Source organism: Elizabethkingia occulta, from assembly GCF_002023715.1.
Taxonomy (GTDB): Bacteria; Bacteroidota; Bacteroidia; order Flavobacteriales; family Weeksellaceae; genus Elizabethkingia; species Elizabethkingia occulta.
In genome coordinates this window covers 149,816-164,253 of sequence record NZ_MAHX01000005.1, presented here as the reverse complement: position 1 = coordinate 164,253, position 14,438 = coordinate 149,816, and the positions used below count along the sequence as shown (strand labels likewise).

At 34.6% G+C, this 14,438-nt stretch carries 13 protein-coding genes; 9 read left to right on the top strand and 4 right to left on the bottom strand.

All coding sequences use genetic code 11. The annotated features are described in order from the left end of the window. Window positions 1-37 precede the first annotated feature (37 nt). The 5 genes from BAZ10_RS02930 to BAZ10_RS02910 all read left to right on the top strand — a co-directional run bounded on the left by BAZ10_RS02930 (window position 38) and on the right by BAZ10_RS02910 (window position 3,663). Window positions 38-487 (top strand): low molecular weight protein-tyrosine-phosphatase, encoded by a 450-nt coding sequence (locus BAZ10_RS02930; RefSeq protein ID WP_078770944.1) that lies wholly within the window; start codon window positions 38-40, stop codon window positions 485-487. Between the two features lie 11 nt (window positions 488-498). Continuing rightward, window positions 499-1,197, top strand: a complete 699-nt coding sequence (locus tag BAZ10_RS02925) for an SAM-dependent methyltransferase (protein WP_078770771.1) — start codon at window positions 499-501, stop codon at window positions 1,195-1,197. Between the two features lie 50 nt (window positions 1,198-1,247). Further along, window positions 1,248-2,372 (top strand): AI-2E family transporter, encoded by a 1,125-nt coding sequence (locus BAZ10_RS02920; protein ID WP_078770770.1) that lies wholly within the window; start codon window positions 1,248-1,250, stop codon window positions 2,370-2,372. An 11-nt stretch (window positions 2,373-2,383) separates the two neighbouring features. Next, complete coding sequence (locus BAZ10_RS02915) at window positions 2,384-2,956, top strand: hypothetical protein (RefSeq protein WP_078770769.1); 573 nt, start codon at window positions 2,384-2,386, stop codon at window positions 2,954-2,956. A 326-nt stretch (window positions 2,957-3,282) separates the two neighbouring features. Then, window positions 3,283-3,663 (top strand): GreA/GreB family elongation factor, encoded by a 381-nt coding sequence (locus tag BAZ10_RS02910; protein ID WP_078770768.1) that lies wholly within the window; start codon window positions 3,283-3,285, stop codon window positions 3,661-3,663. 35 nt (window positions 3,664-3,698) lie between these two features. On the opposite strand, the gene BAZ10_RS02905 is transcribed toward BAZ10_RS02910, so the two are convergent. Next, window positions 3,699-5,297, bottom strand: a complete 1,599-nt coding sequence (locus BAZ10_RS02905) for a peptide chain release factor 3 (RefSeq protein WP_078770767.1) — start codon at window positions 5,295-5,297, stop codon at window positions 3,699-3,701. 58 nt (window positions 5,298-5,355) lie between these two features. Further along, a complete protein-coding gene (locus tag BAZ10_RS02900; protein WP_245803729.1) occupies window positions 5,356-6,063 on the bottom strand; it encodes a hypothetical protein in 708 nt (235 codons plus the stop codon). A 128-nt stretch (window positions 6,064-6,191) separates the two neighbouring features. Between BAZ10_RS02900 and BAZ10_RS02895 the strand changes: the two genes are divergently transcribed. From BAZ10_RS02895 to BAZ10_RS02880, 4 genes are read left to right on the top strand one after another with little or no spacing between them, the layout of a single operon-like run. After that, window positions 6,192-7,022, top strand: a complete 831-nt coding sequence (locus BAZ10_RS02895; RefSeq protein WP_078770766.1) for a CPBP family intramembrane glutamic endopeptidase — start codon at window positions 6,192-6,194, stop codon at window positions 7,020-7,022. Window positions 7,023-7,027: 5 nt separating this feature from the next. Further along, window positions 7,028-7,594 (top strand): RdgB/HAM1 family non-canonical purine NTP pyrophosphatase, encoded by a 567-nt coding sequence (rdgB, locus tag BAZ10_RS02890; RefSeq protein WP_078770765.1) that lies wholly within the window; start codon window positions 7,028-7,030, stop codon window positions 7,592-7,594. Window positions 7,595-7,627: 33 nt separating this feature from the next. Next, complete coding sequence (locus tag BAZ10_RS02885; protein WP_078770764.1) at window positions 7,628-8,542, top strand: ribonuclease Z; 915 nt, start codon at window positions 7,628-7,630, stop codon at window positions 8,540-8,542. Between the two features lies 1 nt (window position 8,543). Next, entirely contained in the window at window positions 8,544-9,311 is a 768-nt protein-coding gene (locus BAZ10_RS02880) for a TIGR02757 family protein (protein ID WP_078770763.1), read from the top strand. A 94-nt stretch (window positions 9,312-9,405) separates the two neighbouring features. On the opposite strand, the gene BAZ10_RS02875 is transcribed toward BAZ10_RS02880, so the two are convergent. Together BAZ10_RS02875 and BAZ10_RS02870 are read right to left on the bottom strand one after the other, a co-directional pair. Next, window positions 9,406-11,061, bottom strand: a complete 1,656-nt coding sequence (locus BAZ10_RS02875; protein WP_078770762.1) for a SusD/RagB family nutrient-binding outer membrane lipoprotein — start codon at window positions 11,059-11,061, stop codon at window positions 9,406-9,408. Between the two features lie 11 nt (window positions 11,062-11,072). After that, window positions 11,073-14,033, bottom strand: coding sequence for a SusC/RagA family TonB-linked outer membrane protein (locus tag BAZ10_RS02870; RefSeq protein WP_078770761.1), 2,961 nt, complete (start codon window positions 14,031-14,033; stop codon window positions 11,073-11,075). Window positions 14,034-14,438: the final 405 nt, after the last annotated feature.

Genomic DNA, 14,438 nt, shown 5'->3' with positions numbered 1-14,438 from the left:
GGTAAACTGTATATTTTCTTCTGTAAATTATACTAGCATGAAAATTTTAATGGTCTGCCTGGGCAATATTTGCCGGTCTCCTTTAGCTGAAGGAATTCTGAAATCTAAACTTCCGGACCATTATATAGTAGACAGCGCCGGAACAATATCTATCCACGAAGGCAATCATCCAGACAAACGCTCTGTGAAAGTTGCAGCGTTACATAACATAGATATTTCCAAACAACGTTCCCGTCCCATTCAGCCTAAAGATTTAGAGTCTTTTGACAGAATATACTGTATGGATCGTAATAATCTGAAAGACGTATCTGCCATGGCTAGAAATGAAGAACAAAAGCAAAAAATATCTTTTATACTTGATGTTCTTCATGATAAAAACAATACCGAAGTTCCCGATCCATATTGGGGAAATCAGCAGGATTTTGAAGATGTGTTCCAATTACTGAACAAAGCCTGTGATATTATAAAATCTCAACTCTCAGAATAAAAACAGAACCAATGCTTTTCTTATTACCTGCATATCTTTCGGAAAATACACCTGTAGAACATTTTGGCTCAGCAATCAAAGAATACATCATGCAGACTGATTATTTCTTTGTAGAAAATGAAAAGACAGCCCGCAAGGTCATTAAATTCTTTGCTCCTGAAAAAAAGCAGTCTGATTTAAAACTGTTTTTACTCGACAAATATTCTGAAACTGCAGATCTAAAAGAAGCTCAGGAACTTATGAAGAAAGGGCAGGACTTTTGTCTGCTGTCTGAAGCTGGTTTGCCCTGTATTGCAGATCCCGGGAATATTATGGTTGCATGGGCCCACCGAAACAATATAAAAGTAGTCCCTGTGAATGGGCCAAGTTCTATTATATTAGCTTTAATTTCAAGTGGATTCAACGGACAGCAATTCACTTTCCATGGTTATTTACCTATAGATAAAGGAGAAAAAAGAAAACAAATCCTTCATTTGGAATCACTGGTTCAGAAAACAGGTTATACTCAGATTTTCATGGAAACTCCGTATCGTAACAACCAGTTATTGGAGGAACTTACCAAAACACTGAATGGTAAAACATTACTTTCTGTAGCTGCTAATATCAATGACCCGGAAGGAGAATTTATTAAAACCCAGTCTGTTAATGATTGGAAAAAGTCTAAAACCAATCTGCACAAGATTCCTGCTATTTTTGTTTTAGGAAAATAGGCCTTTTCAGCTAAACTTTTTTTACCTTTAATGCATTGAATTTTCTGTGTATGAAGGCATTTTTATCATGGCCATTTTATCTAAAACTGGCTTCAGTACTTATTAGCATTATGATCTTGGGTTATCTGGCCATTCAGGGACAGGATTTAATCATTCCGATGATTATGGGATTGTTATTTGCAATATTACTTGTACCTGTCTGCAACTTTCTGGAGAGAAAACTACGATTTAACCGTTCTATATCTGCGATTGTCGTAAGTGTATTGGGACTAACCTTAATAGGACTTATACTATACCTTATAGGAATACAGACTACCAGTTTTTCGGAAGACTGGCCAGCTTTTCAGAAACAGATTACTGCAGCTTTCGATAGTATTCAGGATTGGATTGCCCATAAATTCGGTGTACAAAAGCACAAACAGCTTACTTATATTAATGACCTTGCACAAAAGTCATTAAGTACCGGAACAGTTATTGTTGAAAAAATGCTGAAGTCGATCACCTATATTCTCATGCTGATTGGTCTTACATTTTTGTTTACTTTATTTATCCTGATATACCGAAGACAACTGGTACGCTTTATTATTATGTGTTTTGCAGATAAGCACAAAGCTATAGTGATGGATGTTGTAAACAGTATTCAGTATATGGTAAAAAAATACCTGATAGGTCTTATTATACAAATGGTTTTGGTGACCATATTGTCTTTTATAGCCTATACTATTATCGGAATAAAGTATAATTTCCTTTTGGCTATTATCACAGGAATATTCAATGTATTACCTTATCTGGGAATTTTAATAGCTACTGTACTAGGTATTTTTGTGACTTTTGCGACTTCTTCAGCGGCCAATGTATTATGGGTTTTAGTAGGAATGGTTGCCGTACATGCTGTAGACGGAAACATTATCATGCCTAAAATTGTGGGCTCTCAGGTTAAATTAAACTCACTGATTGTAATTATTGGTCTTATAGTAGGAGAAAGTATTTGGGGCGTTATGGGAATGTTCCTTACAATTCCGATTATGGCCATTGCAAAAATTATTTTCGACAGGGTGGAAGACCTTAAGCCATGGGGCTATCTAATGGGAGATGACGACGATGCAAAAGAATATGGAAATGAAGAGCTCCTGCCAATTGAAGAGGATGAGACAGAAATGGAAATAGAAAAATAAATAAAACCCCTATGTATAGCAAGCCTGTTATATATCTGTTCTTACTATTTCTTGGCGTGAATGCCTATAGCCAGCAGAAAACCGTAATTCATCAAATTGCGAAGGGTGATCTTAATAAAGACGGAATTCCTGATTTGGCTATTGTAAAAGCAGGAAAGAATGGTAATATAACCAATTACATTCTCGAGATTTACTTTCTGGATAAAGATGGGAACAAAAAGCTGATTGTGAATACAAAAAATGCTATTGAAGCGTCACAGCACGGAACCGGAGATAATCTTGAAAATGTTGAGATTGTAAAAGGCACTGTACATATTAATTACAGTTTCCTTAGAGGTCAATCCAAACATATTTTCAGGTATCAGAATAACGGATTCGAATTAATTGGTTTTAGTTATGGTATATCCGACGGACAAGGGCATATTACAGATGTAGAATTCAATCTTTCTACCGGCAGATATATTAGTAAATTATCCAATTACGAAACCGGAGAAACAGAAAGTAAAGAGGATAAAATTGTTAAAATAACCCCTCTCCCTAATCTTAGGAATTTTGAGCCTTACAAAAGCAAATACTTTTATTAGTAACCAAACATTTGGATATCATATTTAAAAGCTATAACTTAGTTTCTAATATTGAAGAATATTGAAATGAACTTTTCTAATCAACTTCAGAGTTGTTTTGGTAATGTAATTCTTACATACCTTCACGACGATAAATTCTTACAAAACTCCAAGGAGTTTATTCATTAATCCCTGCCGAAGTTCGGAGCAGGGCTATCTCTTTATTTTTATAATTCAATTCTATTTTGGTGTATTTCTACATCGGATAAATTACAGCGTATAATTTATCTGTATTCCGGGCTATAAAAAGTATACACCACCAATTAAACCTATTAATTTTAAGAAAAATGTCGGAACATATTATTGTAACAACCGGGATTTATGATGTAATCAAAGATCAGCTAAGAAGAAAAAGAGTAACACCTGAACAGGAGATAAGATTAGCAAATGAACTTAAAACTGCTAAACAGGTTCTTAGAAGAGATCTCCCGAAAGAAGTTGTAACCGTTAACAGAAGAGTCGTTATAAAGGATCATACTGCAGATACAGAAAAAGAATACATTTTTGTGCCTTCCACAAAAGCAAAACCACAAAAGAATAAATATTCCATACTTTCGGATATAGCTTTGGCAACAGTGGGCTATAAGGTAGGAGATATTATAGAATGGCCATTTATAGATGGTGAAAGAAAAATTGAAATCCTGAAGGTAGAACCTTTCGAAAACTAAAATAAATAAGGCTGGCAATTTGCCAGCCTATATAATTAATCCTCATTTCTAAATTCACTGATAAAGTGAAGTTTGATATTTGGAAATTTCTCCTGATTCATTGTAATCGTAAATGAAGAGTCAGCTAAGAATACCAACTGATCATATTTGTCTCTGGCTAAGAAGCGTTGTCTAAGTCTTGCGAATTCTTTAAACTCGTCAGACTTCTCATCAGCTTCTACCCAACATGCTTTATAAATATTAATTGGCTCATAAGAACATTTTGCTCCATATTCATGCTCCAAACGGTACTGAATAACTTCATATTGTAATGCACCTACAGTTCCAATAATTTTACGTCCGTTCATTTCCATCGTGAACAACTGTGCAACACCTTCATCCATTAACTGGTCTATACCTTTTGCCAACTGTTTAGCTTTCAACGGGTCATCGTTATTAATGAAGCGGAAGTGTTCCGGCGAGAAAGAAGGAATACCACGGAAACTCATTACTTCTCCGGCTGTTAGTGTATCTCCGATACGGAAGTTTCCGGTATCGTGAAGTCCGACAATATCTCCCGGGAAACTCTCATCTACAATCTCTTTTTTATCTGCAAAGAATGCATTCGGAGATGCAAACTTCATTTTTTTATTTTCTCTTACCAACAGGTAGTTTTCATTTCTTTTGAAAGTACCCGATACAATCTTTACGAAAGCAAGTCTGTCACGGTGCTTAGGGTCCATATTAGCGTGAATCTTGAATACAAAACCACTGAACTTCTCTTCTTCAGGTTCTACAATTCTTTTATCACTTTCTTTAGGCTGGGGCATTGGTGCAATTTCTATAAATGCATCAAGGAGTTCTCTTACTCCAAAGTTATTCAATGCGGAACCGAAAAATACTGGCTGAAGATCTCCTTTCATATATGCTTCGCGGTCGAATTCAGGATATACAGAAGTAGTTAATTCAATTTCTTCACGAAGCGCATTTGCTGCCTTTTCGCCAACTAATTCATCTATTTTCGGATCATTAACATCTTCAATCTTAATAGCTTCACCTACTTTTTGTTTTTTATCCTCTAAGAATAACTGAATGTTGTTTTCCCAGATATTATAAATTCCCTGAAATTCAGCACCCATACCAATTGGCCATGAAAGTGGCGTTACATGAAGTCCTAATTTTTGTTCTACTTCATCCAGCAAATCGAATGCATCTTTACCTTCACGGTCCAATTTATTAATGAAAACTAACATCGGGATATTACGCATACGACAAACCTTCACTAGTTTCTCGGTTTGTTCCTCAACCCCTTTAGCAACGTCTATTACCACAATTACACTATCTACTGCAGTAAGCGTACGATACGTATCTTCAGCAAAATCCTTGTGTCCGGGAGTATCCAGAATATTAATCTTGTGATCTTTATATTCAAATGCCAGAACAGAAGTTGCAACGGAAATTCCTCTCTGACGTTCAATTTCCATAAAGTCAGAAGTAGCCCCTTTTTTAATTTTATTGCTTTTTACAGCTCCTGCTTCCTGGATAGCACCACCAAAAAGTAAGAGTTTTTCAGTCAATGTTGTTTTCCCGGCATCCGGATGGGAGATAATCCCGAAGGTTTTACGTTTTTGTATTTCTTGTAGTAAGTTCGACATATTGAATTTTAATGAGTGCAAAAATCGGGAATTTTTACGAGCAAATCAAATGATCTTGTTATATTATAAAACTTACTATTATAAATAGGAGTGCTATAATCCCAAAAACAACAACTTTTAGATAAATATCCTTTCTGAACTTTTCCGGAACAAAGTCTAATGTGTCTTCATTAAGATAAAAGTCTTTATAAACGTCAGTATTAATAGTAAGGTCAGGCCTAAACAATTTTATACCTTTAAGGAAATGAGCAATAAGACGATATCTGTTCTTCGCAAAAGCAGAATTGAAATCAACAATTCTGTTTCTAACTTGTCCATTAGCATCTTTTTCAAAGATACAAATATTCATTCTGAAGGAACTATATTTTCCGGAACCAGAAGATTTACTATAAATATCCTTGCCGTAGATATCAGGACTTTTTGTGAGATCTCTGAAGAGTATTTGCTGAATCAGCTGATCTTCTTTATTAAAAAATAAAACTCCCAGGTTATTAATTTTATACCAGCTTATTCTACGATTCTTATTATTGATTGTATCATAAATAAGTAAGCATGCAAGTGAAGCTAAAATTATAAAAAAAACAAAAAATAAAATTCTGTAAGTATTATCTATTATTGGCGTATAATCAGTGAAAGTTAATAAAATCAGAATCAGAAGAACTGCAGCAATAATAATGAATATAATACCAAGCATAAATTCTTGAAAAAATCTTAAAGGCTTTGGAGCATATAATCCGGACTTCATTTCTGGAAAATCTATTTTCATAATAATTCAAATATAATAAAAACGGATATAAAATAATCACAATAAGTCTGCACTTCTCTGGCAAATAAAGACTGTGACATTAGCAAAAAAGAAGTGCAAACATTATCTTTGTTGTTCAAATCATTTTAATGGATAAAGATTTACATCCCGGAAGAAATTACCTGTTTGGCTGGAAAGAAGCTATACTTTTAGCAGTTACATTTCTCTTTATGCAGTTTTTACTAGCTGGCTGGTCGGCCTTCGAAATGTTTGTACTTCATGATAATCCGGCTTATAAAGATTACTTTATTATCGTTTCTTATGTCCTAACTTTTACAGGATGCATATTTGCATTCGATCAGTTTATTGTAAAACCTACAGGCAGCAGGCTTAGTTTTAATATGCGTACTTCACCTTTTTCTACCTATCTGCTTGTATTTCCATTAATGATTGGCGGAATATTTATTGCCGAATATACTTCCGGATTACTTCCTACAACAGGTGATTTTTTTGGACCTTGGTATGAGCAGGTAACCGGTCTTTTTGCAAGAATGTCTCTGGACCCGTTTACAATGATGTTAATGACCAGCTTTTTCGCTCCGATACTCGAAGAAATACTTTTCAGAGGCATAATTCAGAAAGGGTTAATTAATAAAGGGGTTTCTCCGGCCAATGCGATTATTATCTCCGCCGTAGTTTTTGGTGTTGTTCACGGAAACCCCTGGCAGTTTATGGGGGCTGCAATTTTAGGTAGTGTAATGGGACTGGTTTATTATAGAACCAAAACATTATTACTCCCAATTCTTTTACATGCCTTTAACAATCTGATATCATCACTGCTTGTCATTTATACCAAACAGGAATCCTATTCCGAATTTTTCGGAGTTCCGGAAAACTATTTATTATTGATCGGTATATTTCTGACAGCAGTTTTTGGCTATTTATTTATCTATAAAAATAAAATTCATTATAACGATTAACGAAGATGGAAATTCTAGTTGCAACACACAACCAACACAAAAAAGAAGAAATTCAGCAAATTTTACCCGATTACAATATCACAAGTCTTACCGATTATAATCTTTTTGAAGAAGTCATCGAAGATGGCGATAGTTTTGAAGCAAATGCTAAAATAAAAGCTAAATACTGTTTTGAGAAGACTGGAAAACCAAGTCTTGGAGACGATAGTGGATTGGTAGTCCCTGCATTAGACGGAAGACCGGGAATCTACTCTGCAAGATACGCTGGAGATCATGATTTCAAAGCAAATATTGTAAAGGTTCTTGGCGAAATGGAGGATATAAAGGAACGCGAAGCTTACTTTATTACTGTTCTATGTCTTATTTCAGAAGGAAAAGAAGAATATTTTGAGGGCAGAGTATATGGTACTTTAACATACAGACCAAGCGGGGAGAAGGGATTCGGTTATGATCCGATTTTTATTCCTAAGGACCACAGTATTACATTTGCTGAAATGCCTGCAGAGGAAAAAAATAGAATCAGCCACAGAGCCAATGCTTTGAAGAAGTTTTTAGACTATTTAAAAGCATAAAACGTATATTTGTTATAAAATTAAGTATAAATTTTGGGGGCATATCTCACTATTTTAGGTTATAATTCAGCAATACCAACCGTTAAATCTTCACCTACAGCACAATTCTTGGAAATGGATGAACGCTGTTTTCTTATCGACTGTGGTGAAGGAACACAGGTACAACTGAGAAAAGCTAAAGCAAAGTTTTCTAAGATCAATCATATTTTCATCTCTCATCTTCATGGAGATCATTGTTTCGGGCTGCCCGGACTTATTGCTTCATTCCGACTTTTAGGAAGAGACCAGGAATTGCATGTCTATGGGCCGAAAGGAATCAAGAAGATGTTGGAAACGATATTTGAAATTACTGAAACCCATCGCGGTTTTCCAATTATTTATCATGAACTGGAGGGAGATCAGTCTCAGAAAGTTTATGAAGATGATAAACTGGAGGTATGGACTATACCTTTAGATCACCGAATTTACTGCAACGGGTATCTTTTCAGAGAGAAACCAAAGGACAGACGCTTGAATATGGTAGAGATCTCTAAATATTCTGAAATTGAGATATGTGATTATCATAATCTGAAACGTGGTAAAGACTTTGTTTTATCTGATGGATATGTTCTGAAAAATGAAGTATTAACTACAGATCCGGAACCGCCTGTATCTTACGCATTCTGTTCTGATACCAGATTCAAAGAGGATATTATTCCAATAATTGAAAATGTAGATCTTTTATATCATGAATCTACTTTCCTGCATGATCTAAAAGAAATGGCAGATTATACAGGACATACTACGGCGAAAGAAGCTGCAATAATTGCACAAAGAGCTGGTGTTAAGAAACTTATTCTAGGACATTTTTCTAACCGGTATGCAGACCTAACCGTCTTTACTGACGAAGCCCGTGAATATTTTCCAAATACTTTTTTACCAATAGCTTTAGAGCCTGTAAAAGTATAAAATGACCGAAAAAGAAATTTTTGCATTTCTGGATGAAAAAGCAGATGCTTTCAATCATCCGGAATATATAAATAGTGATCCACTCCAGATTCCACATCGTTATTCTGTGAAGCAGGATATCGAAATTTCTGGATTCTTTGCAGCTACATTAGCTTGGGGAAACAGAAAAAGCATTATTACAAATGCTACGAAGATTATGGACTTCATGGGAAATTCTCCCTATGATTTTGTAATGAATGCCAAAGAGTCTGATTTTAAAAGCATAGAAGATAAAGCTGTACACAGAACTTTCAATGGAGAAGACCTAAAGCAGTTTGTTTTCAATCTGCAAAGACTTTATCAGGAACAGGAATCTCTTGCTTATTTTTTTCAGCCAAAAGATGATGAACAAAATTTTTATCATGCTTTAGAGCGTTTCAGAACATCATTTCTTAATGAAAATAATCACCGTTGCTATAAGCATGTAAGCAGTACATATAAAAATTCTGCAGCAAAACGACTGATTATGTACCTGAGATGGATGGTAAGGAAGGATAAAAGAGGAGTAGACCTTGGAATATGGTCCGAACTGGATCAGGGCAAGCTATCATGTCCTTTAGATGTCCATTCCGGAAACATCGCCAGACAACTTGGAATCCTTAGCAGAAAGCAAAACGACTGGAAAGCTGTTGAAGAATTAGATATAAAACTTAGAGCCTATAATTCCGGAGACCCTGCACTTTATGATTTTGCACTTTTCGGATTAGGAGTAACAAAAGAATTAGAATAGAGTAGTATACTAAGACTTTCTTATCAAAATGCAAACGCCATAGATACAAAATCTATGGCGTTTTTTGTGAAAAATAATTGGTTATGAAGATATTTTAATTTTTATCCCAGATAAGCTTTGTGTTTAATTTATCTCCTCCCGGGCCTAAGTTTTTAACTCCTGAAGCATATCCACTCGGATTTAGTTTAGCTAACGTTACCGGATATGTTATTCTTGAAGGCATTTCCGTTAAAGTATAATCTGAAGGAGAAATTGGTGTAAAGGTGTAAGTTGTAGCACCATCGACAGCTGGTATTACCAAATTATTGACATCGCCAGGTTTAATTAAAAAATTAGGATATCCTGTTCTTCTCCATTCCGCGTATGCTTCCTGGGGCTGCATGTATAAAGCTATCCATTTTTGATTCAGCACATTTGCTTTATTGGCTGCAGGCAAAGAACTTACAAAATTATTGATGCTATTGGCAGGAACATTCCATTTCTCCATAGAAGCTCTGACTGCTGCTTTATAATTAGTATCACTCCATCCATTAATTTCTGACAAAATAAACTGTACTTCTGAATACTCCATTAAAACTTCTCCAAAATCAGCTTTAATAATATTATTACTCCACCATGAAGTTCCCGCTGCATCCTGACGGGCTACCATTGTTCTGGTTAGCCCATAAGGCAAACCTACATAATTGTCAAGCCTGTTGCTATTAGCGTATTCAAATGCCGCCTGATTAGGATCAATTGCAACTTTTACTTTGTCATTACTATTGGGATCAATAATATAATTATCATTATTATCAACTCTGTAAACAGGGGCAGCATATTTAAACAATCTTGGATCTAAGCTAAATCCACCTAAAAGTCCCTTAAGCGTATTAACCATTGTATTGGTAATTTTAAAATCAGTTCTGTTCTGTACAAAAACAGAATTAAACATTGGGGAGGGGAGTAATTTATCATTCTGATATTTTTGTACAGCATTATCACTGTTCGATGCCATCAGCCCTGAGGCTATTGCATCCTGTATATGAGCATTCGCACCTGGTATAGCGTCTTTTAACCGGTTCGCAATCCTTAGTCTCAAAGAGTTTGCAAATTTCCTCCATTTTAATACATCCCTGTTATAAATAACATCACCTGCCAATCCTGGCTCACTTGTGTTTAATTGTTGTGAAGCCTCTTTTAATTCTTTTAGAATATCTGTATATATTTTTTCCTGTGAGGCGTATAAAGGCATTGGATGTTTTTCCAGATTAAGAGCCTGAAAATCGGCATCTTTATTTCCGTATGACCAATAGGGTACCGACCCATATGTATCTGCGAGAATAGAAAAGCTATAAGCCAGCATAATACGAGCTGTTGCAATCTGATTCTGAGTATCTCCATATTGCTTCATCTCAACTATTCTGGACGGGTCAGTATTCAGATCAATTATTGATTTGAAATCCAGGATTACTTTATATAAAGTTGAATAAAGATCCTGATTATTATTTTCCCTAAACTGAAATCTGTCCTCTTCTGTATAAGCTACCTGTGCCGAGTACTGAATCCACGGCAAAGACATCCTTCCGGATGCAAAACTATTTCTGGTGGCATCCATTAACTCCTTCGTAGCAGAATTCATTAAACCTGAACTAAAAACTTTCTCAGGATCATTAGGATTCTTGTTGATATCTTCTAAACTCTGATCCTGACAACTAGCAAGTATAAGTAAAGTTCCTAATGTTATTGCTGGTAATATTTTTATTTTTTTCATTGCTGATTTAATTAAAATTTGAATTGAATATTAAGTCCAAAAGTTCTCGTTGAAGGAAGAGAACCTCCTTCCAGCCCTTGAACATTTCCACTTGCATAGGATGCTGTTTCAGGGTCTATATCCCAGGCCAGTCCCCATGTAAATAAATTTCTTGCGAATGCTGTAATACTTATATCCTGAATAGCATTATTCAGAAGACCTTTTGGTAAAGTATAGGTTAAAGTAACTTCTCTTAACTTCCAGTAACTAGAATCGAATACATTTGCAGCATCGACCACATTATAATGACTGATTGCGTATGTGTATACATCGATATTTTTGGTATTCTGAATATAGGATCCATCTGTTTGCTTTACTACGCCAGGGAGAACAAGTCCTGCTTCTCTCATATTATTGGCTGTAGTTTTTTCAAGCATCCCAGAATACATTCCAAACATATGCGTTGTAGAAAAATATTTACCACCTTTTTGGCGGTCTATTAATGCACTCAGTGTAAAATTCTTATATCTGATTGTATTTCTAAGTCCGGCATTGTAATCAGGCAAATAAGATCCTAAATAAACAGGAGTTGAAGTTGGTACATAATATCCATTGGCTCCGATAATCTTATTTCCCTTGTCATCATATGTATAATCGGTTCCGTATATCTGTCCGTATCTCATTCCCTCTACAGCATAAACACCAACTCTGAAAGGTGCATTCGCCAAAAGTAAATTCTTGGCATCCGGAGAAAGCGTAACAAGTTTATTATTGTTTTTTGAGAAATTTAAATTTATATCCCATGAGAAGTTTTCAGATTTTAATATTTTCCCGTTAAGTGTTAATTCAACACCTTTATTCGCCATTTCACCGACATTAATGACTTTGGTATCACGACCTGTTCCTCCATCAACAGGCAATTCAATAATCTGATCTTTTACTTTGGAATTATAATAAGTAAAATTTATTCCTAATCTGTTATTGAACATATTTGCATCCAATCCAATTTCAGAAGTAATTTTTCTTTCATTCAGCAAATTTGGATTTTTACTGGCATTGGTATTACTAAATCTTGGCAACCCCAGAAATGGAAGACTTACATCATATACATTTACCAGCTGGTATGGATCTGCATCAGATGCAATATTTGCCCAGCCTCCTCTTAATTTAGCGAAGTTTAACCATTTAGCTTTAATCAAATTGGAAAATACAATGCTACCGGAAATAGAGGGGTAGTTATAACTTTCGGGAATTGTAGATGACCAGTCTGTTCTGTTTGTGGCATCGATAAAGAAAGTATCTTTGTAGCCCAATGAAACAGATTCATATAATGAATAAACTCTTCTGTCTGCAAAGCTCTGTAAAACAGTAGAAACTCCATATCCGTTTTTCAGGTTATAAAAGTTTGGAATCACAAGCCCTCCGTTCGTTTTTCCATAAAGCATATCCGACTTAGATTGTCTCATATTGGTTCCTACAAATGAATTGATACTAAAATCTCCAAATCTATGGTCAAAATGTAATCTTAATTCATAATTATATTCTGAAAAATTTCTTTTTGTGATAAAATAGCTTGATTGTGCCTGAGAACCAACAGCAACTCTTCCGTCATTACTAAATGAATAAATGTCTCCATACAAATTCCCTACTGCATAAAGACTTTTTCCTATAAGGTTATAAGTTAATGTAGCATTACCATATACACGTTGCCTCTTATCAGTTGTATAATTTTCAAAAACTGTCCAGTATGGATTGTCAGAATATTTTGGATTAGCATTATCCCAAGCTATTCTGTTCCATGTCCTTTGTTTTCCGTTTTCTAGTTTATAGTCTCTTGCTTTAGCAAAATCTAATGAACGGGGACCAAACTGAAAAAACTTTTGAGCAACAGAATTATTCCCATAACCTTGCTCCGGTCTGTTAAATCCTTCTGTCAGATTGTATGTAATTCCTGCATCTAATTTCAACCTATCACTCAGCTGACTTGTGATATTAATATTCATTGAGTTCTTCTTTAAATTGGAATTTGGAAATATACCCTCTGTTTTGATATTTCCATAAGAAAACCTAATTCCCGTTTTTTCAAATGCTCTTGAAATAGAAATATTATTATTATAAGTAACACCTGTTTTAAAGAATGAATCTATATCATGCTGAGGAGCAACCCATGGAACCTCCTTCATATAGTCATCTTTAAATTCAGGGTCAAACGCATACCACGGCAGGTACTTTATGTTTGGATTATACTTAGGTCCCCATGATTCATCTACAGTATATTCTGCAATATTATAGGTTTTTCCGTTGATCACTTGAGTAGGTAGAGCACTCCGCTCAGAACCCTGCCCATATTCTTTTTGCAACCTTGGCATTTTATATATACTTTCGAAAGAGACTCCGGAATTCAGTACAATTTGCGTTTTTCCTCCCTTACCTTTTTTTGTTGTATATACTATAGCACCATTAATAGCTCTTGCTCCGTAAAGTGCAGCAGCAGGACCTCCCTTTAATACAACTACCGACTCTATATCATCGGGGTTAATATCAGATGATGCATCACCATAATCTACTCCTCCGGCACCTCTTGCTGTTGTACCGGAATTATTGAGCGTAGAACCGGTATTGAAGTTTGCATTGTTAAAAGGTATACCATCTACAACTATCAGAGGTCTGTTTTCTCCATTTATGGAACCAATTCCTCTTAAAACAATTCTTGTAGAACCTCCCATAGATGCAGATGATGTTGTTACCTGAACTCCGGCAATATTACCAGACAGGGCACCTACTGCACTAGTCTGACGAGAAGCAGTAATAAGGTCTCCTTTAATTTCCTGAGCTGCATAACCTATCGCCTTTTGGTCTCTCTTTATACCCAGTGCAGTTACAACAACACCTTCAATTTCTTTGGCTTTAGCTGTATCCATCTTCTGTGCTGAAATCATCACAAAAGAAGAAGACAGTACAACAGCCAAAATACTGTTAGTTAGTTTATTCATATCAGATTAATTTTTTTAACTATTTCAAATATGTACTTTTTTAATTAAATAAAAAAATAAATTTTTAATAAAATATAATCAAATGAATATTATATATTATTTAAAATATTAAAATATCTAAATATTGTAAAAATAAATCATTATTTAATGTTATATTTTAATTATTATATATTTTAATATCTAAAAATATATTTTGTTATAATTTACTTTATTATATTCATATTTAAATTATGATTAAATTTTAAATATATTTTGGTTATATAACGAAAATAAACAAAAATTAAGAATATAATTCTAAATAATGATTTAACAGATATCAACTTCATAATAAAATCTTAATCCAGAATAAAAAAATAAACCAAGCATAAAAAAAACCGGAAGAATAATCTTCCGGTTTAAATTTTT

What these genes read in the sequence shown, in the direction of transcription:
- BAZ10_RS02930 (WP_078770944.1), top strand. Translation starts at nt 38, where the DNA reads ATGAAAATTTTAATGGTCTGCCTGGGCAATATTTGCCGGTCTCCTTTA.
- BAZ10_RS02925 (WP_078770771.1), top strand. Translation starts at nt 499, where the DNA reads ATGCTTTTCTTATTACCTGCATATCTTTCGGAAAATACACCTGTAGAA.
- BAZ10_RS02920 (WP_078770770.1), top strand. Translation starts at nt 1,248, where the DNA reads ATGAAGGCATTTTTATCATGGCCATTTTATCTAAAACTGGCTTCAGTA.
- BAZ10_RS02915 (WP_078770769.1), top strand. Translation starts at nt 2,384, where the DNA reads ATGTATAGCAAGCCTGTTATATATCTGTTCTTACTATTTCTTGGCGTG.
- BAZ10_RS02910 (WP_078770768.1), top strand. Translation starts at nt 3,283, where the DNA reads ATGTCGGAACATATTATTGTAACAACCGGGATTTATGATGTAATCAAA.
- BAZ10_RS02905 (WP_078770767.1), bottom strand. Translation starts at nt 5,297, where the DNA reads ATGTCGAACTTACTACAAGAAATACAAAAACGTAAAACCTTCGGGATT.
- BAZ10_RS02900 (WP_245803729.1), bottom strand. Translation starts at nt 6,063, where the DNA reads ATGAAAATAGATTTTCCAGAAATGAAGTCCGGATTATATGCTCCAAAG.
- BAZ10_RS02895 (WP_078770766.1), top strand. Translation starts at nt 6,192, where the DNA reads ATGGATAAAGATTTACATCCCGGAAGAAATTACCTGTTTGGCTGGAAA.
- rdgB (WP_078770765.1), top strand. Translation starts at nt 7,028, where the DNA reads ATGGAAATTCTAGTTGCAACACACAACCAACACAAAAAAGAAGAAATT.
- BAZ10_RS02880 (WP_078770763.1), top strand. Translation starts at nt 8,544, where the DNA reads ATGACCGAAAAAGAAATTTTTGCATTTCTGGATGAAAAAGCAGATGCT.
- BAZ10_RS02875 (WP_078770762.1), bottom strand. Translation starts at nt 11,061, where the DNA reads ATGAAAAAAATAAAAATATTACCAGCAATAACATTAGGAACTTTACTT.
- BAZ10_RS02870 (WP_078770761.1), bottom strand. Translation starts at nt 14,033, where the DNA reads ATGAATAAACTAACTAACAGTATTTTGGCTGTTGTACTGTCTTCTTCT.